The organism is Stenotrophomonas sp. TWI169 (assembly GCF_039674705.1).
Taxonomy (GTDB): domain Bacteria; phylum Pseudomonadota; class Gammaproteobacteria; order Xanthomonadales; family Xanthomonadaceae; genus Stenotrophomonas; species Stenotrophomonas maltophilia_P.
Map to the genome: position 1 here is coordinate 1 of NZ_JBDJOB010000021.1, position 19,279 is coordinate 19,279.

14 protein-coding genes are annotated in these 19,279 nt (G+C 67.3%); 11 read left to right on the top strand and 3 right to left on the bottom strand.

What is annotated here, in order from left to right; all coding sequences use genetic code 11:
• Positions 1 to 227 precede the first annotated feature (227 nt).
• From pyk to ABE543_RS15060, 3 genes are all read left to right on the top strand, one after another.
• Entirely contained in the window at positions 228 to 1,694 is a 1,467-nt protein-coding gene (pyk, locus tag ABE543_RS15050) for a pyruvate kinase (RefSeq protein ID WP_065175757.1), read from the top strand.
• A gap of 166 nt (positions 1,695 to 1,860) precedes the next feature.
• Positions 1,861 to 2,865, top strand: coding sequence for a class I fructose-bisphosphate aldolase (locus ABE543_RS15055; RefSeq protein ID WP_053518502.1), 1,005 nt, complete (start codon positions 1,861 to 1,863; stop codon positions 2,863 to 2,865).
• A 129-nt stretch (positions 2,866 to 2,994) separates the two neighbouring features.
• A complete protein-coding gene (locus ABE543_RS15060; RefSeq protein WP_065175758.1) occupies positions 2,995 to 4,134 on the top strand; it encodes an ABC transporter substrate-binding protein in 1,140 nt (379 codons plus the stop codon).
• Positions 4,135 to 4,208: 74 nt separating this feature from the next.
• On the opposite strand, the gene ABE543_RS15065 is transcribed toward ABE543_RS15060, so the two are convergent.
• Positions 4,209 to 4,808, bottom strand: a complete 600-nt coding sequence (locus tag ABE543_RS15065; RefSeq protein WP_053517092.1) for an O-acetyl-ADP-ribose deacetylase — start codon at positions 4,806 to 4,808, stop codon at positions 4,209 to 4,211.
• Positions 4,809 to 5,081: 273 nt separating this feature from the next.
• A complete protein-coding gene (cysK, locus tag ABE543_RS15070; RefSeq protein ID WP_065175759.1) occupies positions 5,082 to 6,041 on the bottom strand; it encodes a cysteine synthase A in 960 nt (319 codons plus the stop codon).
• A gap of 206 nt (positions 6,042 to 6,247) precedes the next feature.
• On the opposite strand from cysK, the gene ABE543_RS15075 reads away from it, so the two are divergent.
• From ABE543_RS15075 to ABE543_RS15110, 8 genes are all read left to right on the top strand, one after another.
• Positions 6,248 to 7,231 carry a LysR family transcriptional regulator gene (locus tag ABE543_RS15075; RefSeq protein WP_053517088.1) on the top strand — a complete coding sequence of 328 codons (984 nt, stop codon included), beginning with the start codon at positions 6,248 to 6,250 and terminating at the stop codon, positions 7,229 to 7,231.
• A gap of 351 nt (positions 7,232 to 7,582) precedes the next feature.
• Positions 7,583 to 8,689 (top strand): efflux RND transporter periplasmic adaptor subunit, encoded by a 1,107-nt coding sequence (locus ABE543_RS15080; RefSeq protein ID WP_053517087.1) that lies wholly within the window; start codon positions 7,583 to 7,585, stop codon positions 8,687 to 8,689.
• Positions 8,686 to 11,811 carry an efflux RND transporter permease subunit gene (locus ABE543_RS15085; RefSeq protein ID WP_346475854.1) on the top strand — a complete coding sequence of 1,042 codons (3,126 nt, stop codon included), beginning with the start codon at positions 8,686 to 8,688 and terminating at the stop codon, positions 11,809 to 11,811. The genes ABE543_RS15080 and ABE543_RS15085 overlap by 4 nt, the downstream gene beginning before the upstream one ends.
• Positions 11,804 to 12,388, top strand: a complete 585-nt coding sequence (locus tag ABE543_RS15090) for a GNAT family N-acetyltransferase (RefSeq protein ID WP_197600542.1) — start codon at positions 11,804 to 11,806, stop codon at positions 12,386 to 12,388. Before ABE543_RS15085 ends, ABE543_RS15090 begins: the two co-directional genes overlap by 8 nt.
• 210 nt (positions 12,389 to 12,598) lie before the next feature.
• Positions 12,599 to 14,107, top strand: coding sequence for an alanine/glycine:cation symporter family protein (locus tag ABE543_RS15095; RefSeq protein ID WP_065175761.1), 1,509 nt, complete (start codon positions 12,599 to 12,601; stop codon positions 14,105 to 14,107).
• Positions 14,108 to 14,944: a TrmH family RNA methyltransferase gene (locus ABE543_RS15100; RefSeq protein WP_111186759.1), complete on the top strand. Its 837-nt coding sequence runs from the start codon at positions 14,108 to 14,110 to the stop codon at positions 14,942 to 14,944. It abuts the gene before it with no gap.
• A gap of 246 nt (positions 14,945 to 15,190) precedes the next feature.
• Positions 15,191 to 16,180, top strand: coding sequence for a hypothetical protein (locus ABE543_RS15105; protein WP_346475855.1), 990 nt, complete (start codon positions 15,191 to 15,193; stop codon positions 16,178 to 16,180).
• Positions 16,181 to 16,189: 9 nt separating this feature from the next.
• Positions 16,190 to 17,641, top strand: a complete 1,452-nt coding sequence (locus ABE543_RS15110) for an alanine/glycine:cation symporter family protein (protein WP_262100508.1) — start codon at positions 16,190 to 16,192, stop codon at positions 17,639 to 17,641.
• 136 nt (positions 17,642 to 17,777) lie between these two features.
• Here ABE543_RS15110 and ABE543_RS15115 read toward each other — a convergent pair whose 3' ends face one another.
• Positions 17,778 to 19,199 (bottom strand): M28 family peptidase, encoded by a 1,422-nt coding sequence (locus ABE543_RS15115; protein ID WP_053517073.1) that lies wholly within the window; start codon positions 19,197 to 19,199, stop codon positions 17,778 to 17,780.
• Positions 19,200 to 19,279 lie beyond the last annotated feature (80 nt).

Consider the following 19,279-nt stretch of genomic DNA (forward strand, 5'->3'; position numbering starts at 1 on the left):
GGGTGGTGTTGTGTCTTGTGGCGGGGGGGGGGGGCCGCCCGCCGGGGGGGCGCCCCCCGCCCCCCGCGGGTCCGCCCCCCCCGCCCCCGGGCACCCTGCGCCGGCGTATGTCCGGGCGATGTCCGTTACATGTCCCGCAGAGTCAGGCAGCACAAGGTTGTAACCGCATACATGGGGCGTGAAGGATGTGCTAATTTCCGTGCTTTAACGGGAGAGGCCCATTCACCATGTTCGAGCGTCAGCGTCGCACCAAGATCCTAGCCACCCTCGGTCCGGCCACCGATCCGCCGGGCGTGCTGGAGGATCTGTTCCGCGCCGGCGTCAACGTGGTGCGCCTGAACTTCAGCCACGGTGACCCGTCCGGCCAGGCCAAGCGTGCCGCCGACGTGCGCGCTGCCGCGCAGCGGGTGGGCGTGGAAGTGGGCATCCTGGCCGACCTGCCGGGCCCGAAGATCCGCATCGAGCGCTTTGCCGAAGGCAAGATCCATCTCAAGGCGGGCGACCGTTTCGATCTGGTCGCCTCGCCCAACGCACCGGCCGGCGATGCCACGCAGGTGGGCGTGAGCTACCTCGGCCTGCCGCAGGACGTCGGCCCCGGTGATGTCCTGCTCCTCGATGACGGCCTGATGCAGCTGCAGGTCGTCGAGGTGCAGGGTGAGCGGATCATCAGCACCGTGCTCAACGACGGGGTGCTGTCTGATCGCAAGGGCTTGAACAAGCAGGGCGGTGGCCTGTCGCTGGGCGCGTTGACCGAGCGCGACAAGGAGCTGATCGGGATCGTCGCCAAGATCGGTGTCGACTTCATCGCCGTTTCCTTCTGCCGCAATGCGCAGGACATGAACGATGCCCGCGCGATCGCCGAATCGCACGGCTGCTACGCCGCGCTGGTGTCCAAGATCGAGCGCACCGAAGCGATCGAGAACCTGGAGGAGATCGTCGAGGCCAGCGACGTGGTGATGGTGGCGCGCGGCGACCTCGGCGTGGAAATCGGCGATGCCGAACTGCCGGGCCTGCAGAAGAAGATCATCAAGGCTTCGCTGGCGCAGAACAAGGTGGTGATCACTGCCACCCAGATGCTGCAGTCGATGGTGGAAAGCCCGATCCCGACCCGCGCGGAAGTGCTGGACGTGGCCAACTCGGTGATCGACGGCACCGATGCGGTGATGCTGTCGGCCGAAACCGCTGCCGGCGCGTATCCGGTCAAGGCCGTGGAGGCGATGGCGCGCATCTGCCTGGGCGCCGAGCGCCAGTTCCAGACCGAGACCGACTTCAATGCGTCGCCGCGCAACCTGGAGCGCGCCGACCAGGCCATCGCGATGGCGACCATGTTCCTGTCCCAGCACGTGGGCGTGCGTGCCATCGTGGCCATGACCGAGTCCGGCGGTACCGCGCGCTACCTGTCGCGCTTCCGTGCCAAGGCACCGGTGTTCGCGGTGACCCGCCATGACGGCGCACGCCGGCAGATGGCGCTGATGCGCGATGTGTTTCCGATCAATTTCGACAGCCGTGGCCTGACCCCGCGCGAAGCCGCACGTGGCAGCATCCGCCTGCTGGTCGAATCGGATCTGCTGCAGGCCGGCGATCGGGTGGTGTTCACCAGCGGTGAGCACATGGAAACCCACGGTGCGACCAACACCCTGCGCCTGCTCGAGGTGGGCGAAGACGGTCGCGCCAGCGGTCTGGGCGATCTGTAACCGCTGCGGAACCGGGTCGGAGCCCCACCGGGGCTCTGACCGGAACGGCGCAGGACAGCGCCTGTCCTGAACGGACATTGGAATCGTTTCCAGTCTGGCCTCCACGTCGAGGCCACGGGCTGCGGGGCTATACTTACGTTTTTCCCGCACCCGCCACAGGAAGTACATGAGCATCGAACAGCTGGCTGAAACCGCCCAGGCCATGGTTGCCCCGGGCAAGGGCATCATCGCGATCGACGAATCCACCGGTACCATCGCCAAGCGCTTCGCCGGCGTGGGCATCGAGAACACCGAGGAGAACCGTCGCGCCTATCGCGAACTGCTGCTGACCACGCCGAAGCTCAACGAGCACATTTCCGGCGCCATCCTGTACGACGAAACCATCCGCCAGTCGACCAAGGACGGCGTGCCGTTCGCCAAGTACATGGCCGACCACGGCATGATTCCGGGCATCAAGGTGGACAAGGGTGCGCATCCGCTGGCCGGCTGCCCGGGCGAGCTGGTGACCGAAGGCCTGGACGGCCTGCGCGAGCGCCTGCAGGAGTATTACAAGCTGGGTGCGCGCTTTGCCAAGTGGCGCGCGGTCATCAACATCGGCGAGAGCATTCCGTCGGGCACCTGCATCGAATCCAACGCCCATGCGCTGGCCCGCTACGCCGCGCTGTGCCAGGAATGCGGCCTGGTGCCGATGGTCGAGCCGGAAGTGATCATGGACGGCGACCACGACATCGAGACCTGCTACGAAGTCACCGAAGCCACCCTGCGTTCGCTGTTCGACGCCCTGTACCAGCAGAACGTGCTGCTGGAAGGCACCATCCTGAAGGCTTCGATGGTCATCTCGGGCAAGGACTGCGAAGAGCAGGCCGACGTCGAGGAAGTGGCCGAGTCCACCGTGATGTGCCTGAAGAGCACCGTGCCGGCGATCCTGCCGGGCGTGGTGTTCCTGTCCGGCGGCCAGAGCGATGAACAGTCCACCGCCCACCTCAATGCGATGAACCAGCTGGGCAACCTGCCGTGGCCGCTGAGCTTCTCCTACGGCCGTGCCATGCAGCAGGCGGCACTGAAGCTGTGGGCCAAGGATATGAAGGGCAACTACGCCGCCGCGCAGAAGACCGTGTTCGAGCGCGCCAAGGAAAACGGCCTGGCTGCACTGGGCAAGTGGAACGGTTGATCGGTTCCATCGCAGGATGAACAGGGCAACGCCGGCCTCACGCCGGCGTTTGCTTTTGCGGGTATCTTTTCCGCCTCCCGCGGGCCCGGCCGGCCCGCGGGACACACATGGAAGGCCAAGGAGAAAAACATGCGTTTGGCAGCAATCACGCTGGCCGTTGCTACGGTCCTCGCCGCAGGCGGTTGCAACCGTTCCGGCAGCAATGCGGATGTGGGCAAGGCCCCGTCGCTCGAGTTCGACAAGCCCGTTTCCGGCGAGATCACCTCGCGCAGCGGCATCAATTTCAATGACGGCAGCCACCACCAGCTGTACCAGATCACGCTGGAGGACAAGCAGCTGGTAGGCATGAAGCTGACCGGTGCCCTCAGTGGCTCGATTGCCGTGTTCAACAATGGCAGCCTGGTCGCCAGCAGCCGCACCGGCTATGAGCGCAGCGGGGATGTATCGCTGGCGTTCCGCGCCAACGGCGCCGGCACCTACCAGGTGGCGGTCAACGCCGACAGCCCGACCGCCTACGGCCCGTATCGCCTGCGGGTGGAGAAGCTGGTGCCCTACGACGGCAAGCCCATCGCAGGCAGTGGCGAAGTCGTCGACATGCTGGTATCCGGATCGCAGGACTACACCCTGCAGGTGGACAAGGCCGGCCTCTATGAAGTCAACCTGTCGTCCGATGCGTTCGATACCGTGCTGAAGCTGAAGGGCGGCGAGATCGACGCGGAGAACGACGATGGCGGTGACAGCACCAATTCGCGCCTCTCGCTGCCGTTGCAGCCCGGCAAGTACACGCTGGGCGTGCGCGGGCTGGACGACGATGCGTCCGGCACCTTCAAGCTGACCGTTGCCCGCACCGAGCTGCCGGGCAACATCGTCGAGCGCGACGGTACCCAACTGCCGCAGTCGGGCAGCGTGTTCACCATGCTCGACAGCGAAGGTCGCCGTCGCTTCCTGCTGACACTGGAGCGTCCGGGCGACGTTCGCCTGGATGCGATTTCCGGTCAGGTGGACACCGTGCTGCGTGTGGTCGGCGGTGATGTCGAACTGGTCGACGACGACGGCGGCAACGGCACCAACGCGCGTCTGCAGGAATCGCTGCCGGCCGGTCATTACACCGTCGATGTTTCCAGCCTCAGCGACGAGCAGGGCCTGGTCGAGGTGCGCGTGCAGATCGATGGCGCCAGCGCTGCCGGTGCCGCGGCGTCGGCGGCCCGCGCAGCGGCGGATGCGGCGGCCGTGCCGGATGACGCCGCAGTCGACGCGGCCAGCCGCTGACGCGTCCAGGGGCACTGCCGCAATGAAAAGGCCGGGCATTGCCCGGCCTTTTCTTCAGTGCCGCTGCCCCGTGTTCAATGCGCGGCAGCGAAGCCGGTATCGCCCAGTGGCGGCAGCAGCGTGCCGCGCACTTCGTTGTCCGCGTTCTGCCCGGCACTGGCCAGGGCCTGCTGATACGCCTTGGCCGTGGCGGTATTGAAAGCAACCAGCACGATCCGCATCGGCTGTGCATGGCTGCGTTGCCACGCCAGGGTTTCCGTCACGGCGATCTGCGCGGCCTGGTACAGCGGATAGCCGTACACGCCACAACTGATGGCCGGGAACGCGATCGACTGCACCCCGAGCGATTCGGCCAGCTGCAGCGATTTCCAGTAGCAGTTGGCCAGCAGCGCGGGTTCATCGCGCAGGCCGTCGTGCCAGACCGGGCCCACCGTGTGCAGCACGTGCCGCGCCGGCAATGCATGGGCGCCGGTGGCGCGCACTTCACCGGTCGGGCAGCGCACGCCTGGGCGCAGTTCCGGCAGTTGCCGGCATTCGGCCAGCAGGCCGGGGCCGGCGGCACGGTGGATCGCACCGTCCACTCCGCCGCCGCCCAGCAGCGATTCATTGGCCGCGTTGACGATCGCATCCACCGCCAGGGTCGTGATGTCGCCCTGCCACACTTCGATCTTCATGCGTCCGTCTCCTGCCTGTCGGATGTTCCGCGCAGTACCTGCGGCGGCTGTACCCAGCGTAGGGGACAGGCCATCGATGCTGCGTCATGACCGTCTCACGCGCTGCGATCCGACGGTCTTCACGCACGATGGCGGTCGCCACCTTCACGCAGGCTGAAGCAGAAAGGGGTCAGAGCCTTTTCCGGATGGAAAAGGCTCTGACCCCATGTTTCCGAGGTGCGCAGGCAGGGTCAGAGCCCTCTCCCGGACGGGAAAGGGATCCGACCCTGTGTATCACGGCAGGCCGGCCAGCCAGTCGTCGTCGGAACCTTCGTTCACGTCGGCGAACAGGGGCGTGGAGAAGTAGCGCTCGCCGGTATCCGGAAGCATCGCCAGGATCACCGAACCCGGCTCGGCGCGGCTGGCCACATCCAGCGCGCTGGCGACCGTGGCGCCGGCGGAGATGCCGACGAAGATGCCTTCCTCGGCGGCCAGCCGGCGCGCGGTGGCGATGGCGCGTTCGTCGTCCACGCTCAGCAGCTCGTCCACCACGTCGCGGTTGAGCACGTCCGGCACGAAGTCCGGCGTCCAGCCCTGGATCTTGTGCGGCTTCCAGTCATCGCCCTTGAGCAGCGCGGCGCCGGCTGGCTCGGTGGCAATGATGCGGGTCTGCGGCCGTGCGACCTTCAGCACCTCGCCGACACCGGTGAGGGTTCCGCCGGTTCCCCAGCCGCTGACGAAATAGTCCAGGCGCCTGCCGGCGAAGTCGCGCAGGATCTCCGCCGCCGTCGTGTTGCGGTGGTAGGCCGGGTTGGCCGGATTGGCGAACTGGCTGGCGAGGAACCAGCCATGCTGTTCGGCCAGTTCGCGCGCCTTGCGCACCATGCCGCTGCCACGTTCCGCCGCCGGGGTCAGGATCACCTTGGCGCCGTAGGCACGCATCAGCTTGCGGCGTTCCACCGAGAACGTCTCGACCATGGTCGCCACGAACTTGTAGCCACGGGCGGCGGCCACCATCGCCAGCGCCACGCCGGTGTTGCCCGAGGTGGCTTCGACGATGGTGTCACCCGGCTTGAGCAGGCCACGGGCCTCGGCGTCGAGGATGATCGCCAGCGCCAGGCGGTCCTTGACCGAACCGCCGGGATTGAACGACTCGACCTTGGCGTAGAGGCTGACCTGCGGCGGCGCCAGGCGCTGCAGCTTGACGATGGGGGTGTTGCCGACGGTGTCGAGGATGGAGTCGTACAGGGCCATGGAAGCGCTCCGGAGGCGGGGCCACGCCAGGACGGCGGGCGGAAGAGGGAGGGCTGGCTGTTCACGCCAGCGGCTGCCGGCTGACCGTAGCGCCGGCATATGACGCCCGGAAATGACCAGATGCCTTTCTTAAACAACCTTTGGTTATAAGCTGGTGACGGTAATTGACCCTAGAGTGGACCTCCGCCCCTGCTGCCTGCCCGCCCATGACGCTGACCCAGCTGCGCTATCTGGTCGCCATCGCCGACGCCGAGCTGAACATCACGCTGGCTGCCTCGCGCGTGCACGCCACCCAACCCGGCCTGTCCAAGCAGCTCAAGCAGCTGGAGGACGAGCTGGGCTTCCTGTTGTTCGTACGCAAGGGTCGCAGCCTGGAGTCCGTTACCCCGGCCGGTACCGAGGTGATCTCCCGCGCGCGCGCCGTGCTGGCCGAGGCCAACAACATCCGCACCTACGCGGCCAACCAGCGCCGCGAAAGCCAGGGCCAGCTGATCCTGACCACCACCCATACCCAGGCGCGTTTCGTGCTGCCGCCGGCGGTGGCGGCGATCAAGCAGGCGTATCCGCAGGTCAGCGTGCACCTGCAGCAGGCCGCCGAAGCCGATGCGCTGGATCGGTTGAACCAGGGTGATGCGGACATCGCCATCATCAGTACGGCTGGTGGGGAGCCTGGCGATGGCATCGCCGTACCGTTGTTCCGCTGGCGGCGGCTGGTGGTGGTGCCCAAGGGCCATCCGCTGGATCGCGCGGGCCGCGCACCGGACCTGGCGGCGCTCGCCCGCCAGCCGCTGATCAGCTATGAATCGTCCACGCGCCCGAACTCGTCGCTGCAGCGTGCCTTTGCTGCCAACGGGCTGGTTCCGGATCTGGCGCTGACTGCGCTGGACGCCGATCTGATCAAGACCTATGTCCGTACCGGTCTGGGTGTGGGCCTGCTGGCCGAAATGGCGGTCAGTTCCCTCGACGAAGACCTCAAGGCATGGCCGGCACCCGCTCCGATCGCCGAGTGCATCGCCTGGGCGGTGCTGCCGCGTGACCGCGTGCTGCGCGATTACGCGCTGGAGCTGGTGCATGTGTTGGCGCCACAGATCGATCCGCGGGACCTGCGCCGGGTGCTGGACGGCAACCAGGTGGCCGCGTGGCCGCTGCCGCCGACCTGGGAATCGCTGACCCAGACCATCACGGTGTGAGGGTGCTCGGGCAGGGCTGCGCCCTGCACCTGCGAAGAACTGGCGCAACAGCAACAACGCGGCCAGGCCCCGATGGATCGGCCGCGGAGAGGAACAACCGGATCGGATCCCCGCCAGGATCCGACCCGGTCCGACGCCCTCCGCCGGACCTGTCCGACTCTACGGCAGCCGCACGCCCAGCGGTCGCCCGGATACATCCCGACATACGCCGACACCGCCGCACAGACCCTTGCATGGAACGGGTTCAGGCCGCTATCGCGACGCCGGTTCCACGCCGGTAAACGCTTGGCATATACCGCCTTCGCGGGGGGATGCCTACACTCGGCGGCCGTGGATCAATCAGGACCGTTCATGTTGGCTCGTATCGCTTCGACCCTGGCCCTTGGCCTCAGCCTGGCCGTCCTGGCCGGGTGCGCAGGCAAACAGGAGGCCGCCGCGCGACGGCAGGGGGAAGCGGTGCCGGTCACCGCGCAGATCGTGCAGCCCACGCAATGGAACGACACCCTGCAGGCGCTGGGTACGGCCAAGGCGCGGGAGTCGATCAGCGTCACCGCCAAGGTCAGTGAGATCGTGGAGAAGGTGCACTTCGAAAGCGGCCAGCAGATCGCTGCGGGTGCGCCGATCGTGACTCTGCGCGGCCAGGCCCAGGAAGCGGCGCTGGTGCAGGCGCAGGCCACCTTCCACGAGGCCGACCAGCTGTACCGCCGGCAGCGCGAACTGGCCACGCAGCGGTTGGTGTCCAGCGCCACGCTGGATACGCAGAAGTCGATCCGCGATGCCGCCGAGGCCCGTGTCGCGCAGATGCAGGCCGACATCGGCGACCGTCGTGTGCGTGCGCCGTTCGCAGGCGTGCTGGGTATCCGCCAGGTCAGCCCTGGCACGCTGCTGACGCCGACCACGGTGATTGCCACCCTGGACGACATCGAGCGCATGCACGTCGATTTCCAGGTGCCCGAAGTGGAACTGGCCGCGCTTTCGGCGGGCGACAAGGTCAGCGCGACCAGCGTCGCGTGGCCGGGGCGCACGTTCGAAGGAGAGGTCACCACCATCGATGCACGTATCGACCCGGCCACCCGCGCGGTGACCGTGCGGGCCGACTTCGCCAACGCCGACCATGCGCTGCGCCCGGGCATGCTGCTCGATGTGCGCCTGTTCCGCCCCGAGCGCCCGGCGCTGGTGATCCCGGAGATCGCGGTGGTGCAGGTGGGCCGTGACAGTTTCGTGTACCGCATCGGCGCCGACGACAGCGTCGAGCGCGTGGACGTGGTCACCGGCGCGCGCCGTGCCGGCGTGGTCGAGATCAAGCAGGGGCTGGCCGCCGGTCAGCGCATCGTGGTCGACGGCACCGGCAAGCTGCGCCCGGGTCTGAAGGTGGCCGCCCGTGATGCGGCGCCGGCCAGCGGTGCCAAGCCTGCCGATGCGCCTGCGCCGGTCGCGACCGAGGAACAGGGCGGATGAAGCTGTCCGACGTTTCCATCCAGCGGCCGGTGTTCGCCGTGGTGATGAGCCTGCTGCTGGTGGTGCTGGGCATCATGTCCTTCACCCGCCTCACGCTGCGCGAACTGCCGGCCATCGATCCGCCCATCGTGTCGGTGTCGGTCGACTACACCGGTGCCTCGGCAGCGGTCATCGAAAGCCGGATCACCCAGGTGCTGGAAGATGCGCTCGCCGGCATCGAAGGCATCGATACCATCAACGCGCGCAGCACCAACGGCCGCTCGCAGGTCAGCATCGAGTTCACCTCCAACCGTGATATTGAGGCCGCGGCCAATGACGTGCGCGATGCCGTCAGCCGGGTTGCCGACCGCATGCCGGAAGAGGCGCGCCCGCCGGAGATCGCCAAGGTCGAGAGCGATGCCGATCCGATCATCTGGTTCAACATGGTCTCCTCGACCATGGATACGCTGGAGCTGAGCGACTACGCCGACCGCTATGTGGTCGACCGCTTTTCCAGCCTCGATGGCGTCGCCCAGGTCCGCATCGGTGGTCGCCAGCGCTATGCGATGCGCATCTGGCTGGACCGCGATCAGCTGGCCGCGCGTGGACTGACCACCGGTGATGTGGAAACCGCGCTGCGCAACGAGAACGTGGAACTGCCCGCCGGGCGCATCGAATCCACCGACCGCGATTTCACCCTGCGCGTGGAACGCAATTACATCAAGCCCGAAGACTTCGCGACCATCCCGCTGGGCAAGGGCAGCGACGGTTACGTCGTGCGCATGGGCGACGTGGCGAAGATCGAGCTGGCGTCGGCCGAGCGCCGCGCCTATTACCGCAGCAATGGCGAGCCGGGCATCGGCCTGGGCATCGTCAAGACCTCCACCGCGAACTCGCTGGACGTCGCGCGCACCGCGCGCGCCGAAGCCGAGCGGGTCGCGTTGACGCTGCCCAAGGGCACGCAGATCTTCGTTGCCTTCGACAACACCACCTTCATCGAAGCGGCCGTCGATCGCGTCTATGCCACATTGGTGGAGGCGATGATCCTCGTGCTGGCGGTGATCTGGCTGTTCCTCGGCAGCTTCCGCGCAGCGCTGATTCCGGCCGTGACGGTACCGGTGTGCCTGGTGGCCGCATTCATCGCGCTGTACGCGTTCGATTTCTCGATCAACCTGCTGACATTGCTGGCGCTGGTGCTGTGCATCGGCCTGGTGGTCGACGATGCGATCGTGGTGGTGGAGAACGTGCAGCGCCGGATCGATCTGGGTGAGCCGCCGCTGGTGGCGTCCAAGCGGGGTACCACGCAGGTGGCCTTCGCGGTGATCGCGACCACCGCGGTGCTGGTGGCGGTGTTCCTGCCGGTCGGTTTCCTCGAGGGCAACACCGGACGCCTGTTCCGCGAGCTGGCGGTGGCGCTGGCCGCGGCCGTGGCGCTGTCCGCGTTCGTGGCGTTGACGCTGACACCGATGATGGCCTCCAAACTGCTCAAGCCGCATACCGGGCAGGCGCCGCGTGGCCTGCATGGCTTCGTCAACCGCAACCTGGAGCGGCTGGCCGGCACCTATGGCCGCATCCTGCAGCGCCACGTCGATCGCACCTGGATCTACCTGCTGGTGATGGCGGCGGCATTGGCTGCCAGCTGGCTGCTGATCAAGGTGCTGCCCTCGGAACTGGCGCCAGCCGAAGACCGTGGCTCGTTCCAGATCATGATCGACGGCCCGGAAGGCGCAGGCTACGACTACACCGTGCAGCAGGTGCAGCAGGTCGAAGCGATGCTGGCGCCCCACGTCGGAGCGGACAAGCCGATCGTGCGCGCCAACCCGCGCGTGCCCGGTGGCTGGGGCGCAAGCGAGGAAATGCACACCGGCCGGGTGAGCATCTTCCTGCAGCCGTGGCGCCAGCGCAGCGAAGGCACCCCGGAGGTCGCCAATGAGCTGCAGAAGGAGCTGGACACCATCCAGGGCGTGCGCGTGCGCACGCAGGTCGGCGGTGGCCTGGTCCGCAGCGGCGGCCAGCCCTTCCAGATCGTGCTGGGAGGCCCGGAGTACGCCGAGATCGCGCAGTGGCGCGACCGCATCCTGCTGCGCATGGCCGACAATCCCGGCCTGGTCGGCCCCGACTCGGACTACAAGGAAACCCGCCCGCAGATGCGGGTGAACATCGACCGCCAGCGCGCGGCCGACCTGGGCGTGCCGGTCACCGCAATCGGCTCGGCGCTGGAAACGATGATGGGCTCGCGTCGCGTCACCACCTTCGTCGACAACGGCGAAGAGTACGACGTGCTGGTCCAGGCGGGCCGCGACGGACGCGCCACGCCGGCCGATCTGGCCGCGATCCGCGTGCGTGCCACCTCCGGTGAGCTGGTGCCCTTGTCGAACCTGGTCACCCTGAGCGAGGTTGCCGAGGCAGGCACCTTGAACCGCTTCAACCGCCTGCGCTCGATCACCATCAGCGCAGGCCTTGCGCCGGGCTACCCGTTGGGCGAGGCCATTGCCTGGGCACAGAACGTCGCGCGCGAGGAGCTGCCGCAGTACGCGCAGGTGAACTGGAAGGGCGAGTCGCGCGAGTACCAGAGCGCGGGCGGTGCGGTCCTGCTGACCTTCGCCATGGCCCTGCTGGTGGTGTACCTGGTGCTGGCCGCACAGTTCGAGAGCTTCATCCATCCGCTGACGATCATGCTGACGGTACCGCTGGGCGTGCTCGGCGCGCTGGTCGGCCTGTGGTTGAGCGGGGGCACAGTGAACCTGTTCAGCCAGATCGGCATCGTGATGCTGGTCGGCCTGGCGGCGAAGAACGGCATCCTGATCGTCGAGTTCGCCAACCAGCTGCGTGACGACGGCCGCAGCGTGCGCGAGGCCATCATCGAATCATCGATGGTGCGCCTGCGTCCGATCCTGATGACGTCCATCGCCACCGTGGTCGGCGCGATTCCGCTGGTGGTGGCCGGTGGACCGGGTTCGGCGAGCCGTGGCACGATCGGTATCGTGATCATCTTCGGCGTCACCCTGTCCACCTTCCTGTCGCTGTTCGTGGTGCCGGCGTTCTACGCACGTCTGGCCCCGTACACGCGCTCGCCGGAAGCAGTGAAGCGCGAGCTGGAAAAGCAGGAAGCAGCGTCGCCCTCGGTGGGCGGGCATGCCTGACCGTCGCGCCGACGGGGGCGGATCCCTTTCCCCGCAGGAAAGGGCCCCGACCCCAGTGCTGCGCGGCGACGGTTTCCAGCTGCGTCCATGGCGCGGCGGCGACCTCGAATCGCTGCTGCGTCATGCCAACGATGCCGAGGTGTCACGCGGCCTGCGCGATCGCTTCCCCTATCCCTACACACGTGAGGACGGTGAGGCGTTCCTTGCCGGTCGCGTGTTGACCCCGGGCACCCTGGCACTGGCCATCGAGATCGACGGCCAGGCCTGCGGCAGTATCGGTGCCCAGCCGGGCGTGGCCGAGCGTGGGCATACCGCCGAGCTGGGCTACTGGCTTGGCCGGGCGTACTGGGGGCGGGGCATCATGACCCGCGTGGTGGGCGTCTTCGCACCGTGGGTGATGGACGAACTGCGCCTGTTCAGGCTTCAGGCCACCGTGGTGGACTTCAATCTGGGGTCGGCCCGGGTGCTGGAAAAGAACGGTTTCCAGGAAGAGGGCGTGGAGCGCTGCGCCATCTACAAGCGCGGCACCCTGCATGACCTGCGCCGGTTCGCGCGGGTGCGCACCGAGCTGCCCTGAACGGCGCCGGGATTGGCCCGGCGCTACCCGCGGCGGAACCGGTAGCGCCGGGCCATGCCCGGCGGTTGCCTGCGGCGGAACCGGTAGCGCCGGGCCATGCCTGGCGGATGCGTTCCGGCGCTATCGCAGCGACCTTCGATCAGGGAGAATCGACCGGTCCCTTCCAGCCGACGGGACGTCCATTCACCCCGCCGACTGGAGAGAGCGCGCGTGGAAGCTACCGTACATTTCGTCAACAGCATCATCTGGAGCAAGGCACTGATCTTCGTGTGCCTGGCGGCCGGCCTTTATTTCAGCGTCCGCACCCGCTTCATGCAGATCCGCGGCTTCGTGGAAATGTGCCGCCTCACCGTCAAGGGCGAAAAGTCCGACGCCGGCGTTTCTTCGTTCCAGGCACTGGCCATGTCCATGGCCGGGCGCATGGGTATCGGCAACATCGCCGGCGTGGCCACGGCCATCGCCTTCGGTGGCCCCGGTGCGATCTTCTGGATGTGGGTGATGGGCTTCCTCGGTGCATCCACCTCGTATGTGGAATGCACCCTGGCGCAGATCTACAAGACCAAGGATGCCGAAGGCCGCTACCGTGGCGGCCCGGCGTACTACATTGAAAAGGCGATGGGCCTGAAGTGGTATGCCATGGCCTTCGCCATCGCCACGATCATCGCCGCCGGCTTCCTGATGCCGGGCGTGCAGGCCAATGCCATCGCCGACAGCATCATCAATGCCTGCCGTGGCGGTGCGCTGTGCGGGCCGCTGGATGGCCAGGCCTTCGGCATGGAATCGGTTGCCGCGCTCAAGCTCGGCATCGGCATCGTGGTCGCGCTGCTGCTGGGCGTGGTGATCTTCGGCGGCGTCAAGCGCATCGCCACCTTCGCCGAGATCGTGGTGCCGTTCATGGCGGCGGCCTTCATCCTGATGGCCATCGTCATCATGATCCTCAATGCCGACCAGGTGCCGGAGATGTTCGGCATCATCTTCAACAGCGCGTTCGGCACCCATGCGGCGTTCGGCGCGATGATGGGCCTGGCGATCGAATGGGGCGTCAAGCGCGGCATCTACGCCAACGAAGCGGGACAGGGCTCCGGCCCGCACGCGGCAGCGGCGTCGGAAGTCTCGCATCCGGCCAAGCAGGGCTACGTGCAGGCGTTCGCGATCTACTTCGACACCATGATGGTGTGCACCGCCACCGCGTTCCTGATCCTGGCCAGCGGTACCTACAACGTGTACTCGCCGGTGGAAGGCGCGGCTCCGGTGTTCCAGGGCCTGGCCGGCATTCCGGAAGGGGCGGGCTACGCGCAGGCCGGCGTTGAAGCCGTGCTGCCGGGCTGGGGCGCGTCGTTCGTCTCGCTGGCGATCTTCTTCTTCGCCTTCACCACCATCATGGCGTACTACTACATGGCCGAGACCAATCTCAGCTATGTGAACCACAACAAGCACCGTCCGCTGACCGTGTTGTGTCTGCGCCTGGGCATCATCGCCATGGTGGTGTTCGGTGCGTTCCACAACGCGACCCTGGCCTGGGGCCTGGGTGACATCGGCGTGGGCCTGATGGCCTGGCTGAACATCATCGCCATCTTCATCATCCAGAAGCCCGCGATGCTGGCGCTGCGCGATTACGAACGACAGAAGAAGCTGGGCCTGGATCCGACGTTCGATCCCGATGCACTGGGCATCCGGAACGCCGATTTCTGGCGCCAGCGCAAGCAGGAGAACGTGTAAGTGAACAACCCCTGGAACAACCGCCGCCCGTCCGCTCGTCCGCCGCGCGCCACACCGTTGCCGCGCACGGACCTGCCGGCAACGGGCGGCGGTGGACGCGGAGGCAGCGATGAGCTGCGCCTGTACGGCCTGAATGCCGTGCTGGCCGCGTTCGCAGCGCGGCCGCAGGCACTGCGCAAGCTGTATCTGCTGGAGGCCCGGATTCCGCGCCTGCAGCCGCTGTTGAAGTGGTGCGTGGCCAACCGCGTGGGTTACCGCGTGGTCGAGGAAGGCGATCTGAACAAGCTGGCCGGCACCACCCACCACGAAGGCGTGGTGGCCGACGTGCTGCGTGCGCCGACCGTGCCGCTGGCGCAGTGGCTGCAGCAGATCGGCGAAGGCCCGTCACTGGCGCTGTGGCTGGATGGCGTAGGCAATCCGCACAACCTCGGCGCGATCCTGCGTTCGGCGGCGCACTTCGGCGCGAAGGCGCTGCTGTTGCCGGCCGACAGCACGCTGGCGCTGTCCGGTGCGGCTGCCCGCGTGGCCGAAGGCGGTGCCGAAGCAGTGCCGCTGGTGCAGCTGCCTGCGACCCCGCAGGCGATGGCCCAGCTGCGCGATGCCGGCTTCGGTCTGGCGGCCACACTCGTCGATGGCGGTGACGATGTATTCCGCACGTCGCTGCCGGCGCGTCTGGTCTACGTCATGGGCGCCGAAGGCGAGGGGATGGACCGCGACCTGGCCGGTGAATGTGACCTGCAGGTCTCCATTCCCGGCAGTGGCGCGGTGGAGAGCCTCAATGTGGCCTCGGCCACCGCAGTGCTGCTGGCGCAGTGGGCGAGCCGTCGCGACGGCTGACGGACCGGTCGCCGCCATCGGCTGCCAGGACCCGGCCCCCGTGGCCGGGTTTCTTTTGCGCGATGTGCCGGCGGGACCACCGCGGACGTCGCGCAGCGTCAAGGCGGCTTAAGGCGGATTGCGTCGTCTTGCGTTGCGTACAGCCTGATTTTTCCGATCAAGCATGCTTTTGAAACTTGCCTCATTGTTGCGCCCTCTTGCTCGACGCAGGTTGGAGTTCCATTCCTGTCAGGCAAGGTGGTCCACATGCATGGTCGTCATCGTTGCGCCCTCGGCGCGCTCCTCTCGCTGTCAAGCCTGCTTGCGTCGGTCGATGTGTATGCCGGCGCACGCAGTCTGGAAGGCGTCAATTTCACGGGTCCGCTGATCACCCCGAATCCGGCCGGCATGCCGAAGGGGCACGGCTACATCGAACCCTATCTGGTACGTGTCGACAGCCGCGATCACTTCGATGACCGTGGCCAGCGCCAGCGCAGCGGTGAACGTAGTGGCGGCTGGACGGTGGTGGTGCCCATCGCCTATGGATTGGGTGAGCGGATCACCGGCCAGGTCAACCTGAGCGCGTCGCGCGCCGAATCCGGTGCCGCCCACAGCCGGGGTTTCCGCGCGGGTGACACCACTGCGCGCCTGCAGTATCTGCTGCAGGCGGCCAATGCGGATGGCACCCGGCCCGCGGTTTCAGTAGCGCTCGTGCAGCGCTTCAGCACGGGCAGCCATGACCGCATCACCGGCAATCCGCTCGACGCGCAGGGTGACGGCGTGCAGCGTACCGTTGCCGCGCTGGGCGTGCAGCAGGTGGTGTGGCTGGGCAACGAGCGGCCACTGCGCTGGCGTGCCCAGCTCAGTGCGGGTCCGGCGCCTTCCCGCACGGCCCTCACCGGTGCCAGCGTGTACGGTACCGCCGCGGGCTTCCAGGGCCACATCGCGCGCGGTTCGGTACTGGGCCTGTTGATCGGCGCCGAATACAGCGTCAACCCCCGCTGGGTGGCGGTGATGGAAGTGGCGGCCAGCCGCGAGACCCGGCAACGCCTCAGCGGCTTCGCTCCCGGCGCGGACGGCGCCATCGCGCGCGTCGACGAATGGCGCCCGGCCAGCCGTACGCTGACTTTCGCCCCTGCGTTGCAGTACCACTTCAGTCCCTCGCTTGGCCTGATCGCCGGCGTGGAGGTCACGGTGGCCGGCCGCAATGCCGCCCGCCTCATCAGCCCCCAGGTCGCCCTGGGCATGTCCTTCTGAGGGGGCGCGATGAACGTCGAATCGATCGTCAATGCCCTTCTCGGCGTGGTGTGGAGCCCTTACCTGGTGGTGCTGTGCCTGCTCGCCGGCCTGTACTTCAGCGTGCGCACCCGCTTCATCCAGCTCCGCGCGCTGCCTGACATGCTGCGCCTGGTGTTCCGCCATGAGCGGTCCGATGCAGGGGTCTCCCCGTTCCAGGCGTTGTCCCTGTCGCTGTCCAGCCGGGTGGGCGTTGGCAATATCGCCGGTGTGGCGATGGCCATCGCCTTCGGTGGTCCCGGTGCGATCCTGTGGATGTGGGTTGTCGCTTTCCTGGGTGCGTCCAGCGCCTTCATCGAATCGACGCTGGCGCAGATCTACAAGGATCGCGACGCCGGTGGCCAGTATCGGGGTGGCCCGGCCTACTACATCGAGAAGGGACTGGGCCAGCGCTGGTATGCGGTGCTGTTTGCACTGGTCGCCGTGCTGGCCGGCGCGATGCTGGCGGGTACGCAGTCCAATGCGATCACCAGCGCGGTGAATGAAGCCTGGGACGTACCGGTCGTGTTCACCACCGGCGTACTGCTGGTTGCGCTGGGTGCCATCCTTGTCGGCGGTGTACGCCGCATCGCCGGTGTCGCCCAGTGGCTGGTACCGCTGATGGCCATCGCCTATCTGCTGGTGGCCGCGATGGTGATGGTGCTCAACGCGGACAAAGTGCCGGAGGTCGCAGCGCTGGTGCTGCGCAGTGCCTTCGGCATGGATGCAGCGTTCGGCGCCATGATCGGCACGGCGATCCAGTGGGGCGTGCGCCGCGGCGTGCTGTCCAACGAAGCCGGCATGGGCAGTGGTGCGCACCCGGCGGCCGCAGCGGAGGTCTCCCATCCGGTCAAGCAGGGCCTGGTGCAGTCGTTCTCGGTCTATATCGACACGATGGTGGTGTGCAGTGCGACCGCCTTCCTCATTCTGTCGACCGGCCTGTACAACGTCTACGACCCGGCGGTGAACGGCATTCCGGATGATGCGCGCCTGCTGCTGGGCAATCTGCCGGGCGTCGAGGCCGGACCGCGTTTCGTGCAGCACGCGGTGGAATCGGCATTGCCGGGCTTCGGCCGTTCATTCGTGGCGTTGGCCATCCTGCCCTTTGCGTTCACCACCATCCTGGCGCTGTACTACATGGCCGAGACCAACATCAGTTACCTGTGCCGGGACCGCCCGATGCCGTGGGTGATGGGCGGGTTCCAGCTGCTGTTCCTGCTGGCCACCGGCTACTCGGCGCTGAACAGTGCCACGGTCGCCTGGTCGCTGGGGGATATCGGCGTGGGCCTGATGAGCTGGTTGAACATCCTCGCCATCCTGCTGCTGCAGAAGCCGGCGCTGGCCGCGCTGCGCGATTACGAGCACCACCGTCGCTTGGGGACGGATCCCCTGTTCGATCCGCACCGGCTTGGTGTTCGCAACACCTGCGCGTGGGAACGGTAACTCTCCGGGCAGATGGGGCGACCCAGCCTGGTGGGTGCGATCCCCTCTGGTGATGCGATCCCCTCTGGTGGGTGCGGACCTCGGTCCGCACCTCCTTTCCCGCAGCACCCACCGGGCATCGCCCGGCGTGGCCCCCTCACTCGTTCGGCGGTGTGGTCGCTTTGGCTTCACTGCCGAAGTTGCCGTCGGCCTCTGCGGCCAGATAGGCAAATACGGTGTATGCCGCCACATTCTGCGCCAGCGCCTTCGGGTCGATCTTGTCCAGCGTGTCGTCGGCGGTGTGGTGCAGGTGGAAGTAGTCCGAACCATCCTGTGCCAGCCACGCCCAGGCGCCACCCTTGGCCGCCAGCGGGCCGATATCCGGCCCCGGGCCGCCCTTGTCGGCTGCGTACTCGATGCCCAGCGGCTTCATCACCTCGGCGATCTGCCGGGTCGCTTCGCGCGAGCCTTCCGGGTTTGGCGAGCCGGTATTGAACGCATAGATGCGGCCGGCACCGAAATCGCTCTCGGCAGCCAGCTGGTGCAGCGCCACGTCCTTTGCATGTGCTTCGGCGTAAGCCTTGCCGCCGTACAGCCCCTGCTCTTCGTTGGCGAACGCGATCACCCGGATCGTGCGCTTGGGGGCCTGCTTGAGCTGGCCGATCAGATGCCCCGCGGCCATGGTGATGCCGACACCTGCGCCGTCATCGACGGCACCGGTGCCCAGATCCCACGAATCCAGATGGCCACCGATCACCACGACTTCCTTGGGCAGGGTGCGGCCAGTGATCTCGCCGATCACGTTGTAGGAGGTCGCCGTACCGTCCCAGCCGCAGTCCAGCGCGACTTTCACCGTAGTGCTGCCACGTGCCAGCAGACGTGCCAGCTGGTCGGCATCGGGCACCGACAGGGCCGCGGACGGTACCGGGGTCAGGCCGTCATCGAATCGGGTGATGCCGGTGTGCGGCACGCGGTGCGAATCGGTGCCGGCCGAGCGCATCAGGAAACCGACGGCGCCCTTGCGGATCGCCTCGGACGGTCCCTTGCTGCGGATCGCGCCACCACGGCCGTAGTCGCGGCCATCGCGGAACGGCAGCATCTGGTAATCGACGAAGGCGATCTTGCCCTTCAATGAACCGGCGGGCGCAGCCTGCAGCGCGGCCAGGTCGGCGAAGCGCACGACCTCTGCTTCAACGGTACCGCCCGGGCTGCCACCCAGTGCGGTGATCTGCAGCGGCTGCGGGTTCCTGCCGGTCACGGCGGCGTGTTCGCTGCGGCGCTCCCACTTCGGGAAGGTCACCGGTTCTTTCCAGACCTTGTCGAAACCCAGGGCCTTGAACTTGGCTTCGGCCCAGGCGACCGCACGCGCGTCGGCTTCGCTGCCGGCGATGCGTGGACCGATTTCGGTGGTCAGCGACTCGACCACCTTCCAGCCGGTGTCATCGGCCAGGGCCTGATCGCGCAGCTGCGCGGCCGTGGCCAGCGACGCCGGGGGCAGGGTGGTGGCGCGCGGTGCCGCGAAGGCCGGGGCGGCCAGCAGGGCAAGGGAGGATGCGATGGCAAGGACGCGGCGACGCATGGACAACTCCGGGAAGGGACCAAGCCTTGGAGCTTAACAGTCGTTCAGACGCGCGCATGGGCGGGAGGTCATGTCCGGAG

Coding starts and splice junctions, on each gene's coding strand:
- ABE543_RS15080 (WP_053517087.1), top strand. CDS start 7,583: ATGTTGGCTCGTATCGCTTCGACCCTGGCCCTTGGCCTCAGCCTGGCC.
- ABE543_RS15055 (WP_053518502.1), top strand. CDS start 1,861: ATGAGCATCGAACAGCTGGCTGAAACCGCCCAGGCCATGGTTGCCCCG.
- ABE543_RS15105 (WP_346475855.1), top strand. CDS start 15,191: ATGCATGGTCGTCATCGTTGCGCCCTCGGCGCGCTCCTCTCGCTGTCA.
- ABE543_RS15115 (WP_053517073.1), bottom strand. CDS start 19,199: ATGCGTCGCCGCGTCCTTGCCATCGCATCCTCCCTTGCCCTGCTGGCC.
- cysK (WP_065175759.1), bottom strand. CDS start 6,041: ATGGCCCTGTACGACTCCATCCTCGACACCGTCGGCAACACCCCCATC.
- ABE543_RS15110 (WP_262100508.1), top strand. CDS start 16,190: ATGAACGTCGAATCGATCGTCAATGCCCTTCTCGGCGTGGTGTGGAGC.
- ABE543_RS15065 (WP_053517092.1), bottom strand. CDS start 4,808: ATGAAGATCGAAGTGTGGCAGGGCGACATCACGACCCTGGCGGTGGAT.
- ABE543_RS15075 (WP_053517088.1), top strand. CDS start 6,248: ATGACGCTGACCCAGCTGCGCTATCTGGTCGCCATCGCCGACGCCGAG.
- ABE543_RS15060 (WP_065175758.1), top strand. CDS start 2,995: ATGCGTTTGGCAGCAATCACGCTGGCCGTTGCTACGGTCCTCGCCGCA.
- ABE543_RS15085 (WP_346475854.1), top strand. CDS start 8,686: ATGAAGCTGTCCGACGTTTCCATCCAGCGGCCGGTGTTCGCCGTGGTG.
- pyk (WP_065175757.1), top strand. CDS start 228: ATGTTCGAGCGTCAGCGTCGCACCAAGATCCTAGCCACCCTCGGTCCG.
- ABE543_RS15090 (WP_197600542.1), top strand. CDS start 11,804: ATGCCTGACCGTCGCGCCGACGGGGGCGGATCCCTTTCCCCGCAGGAA.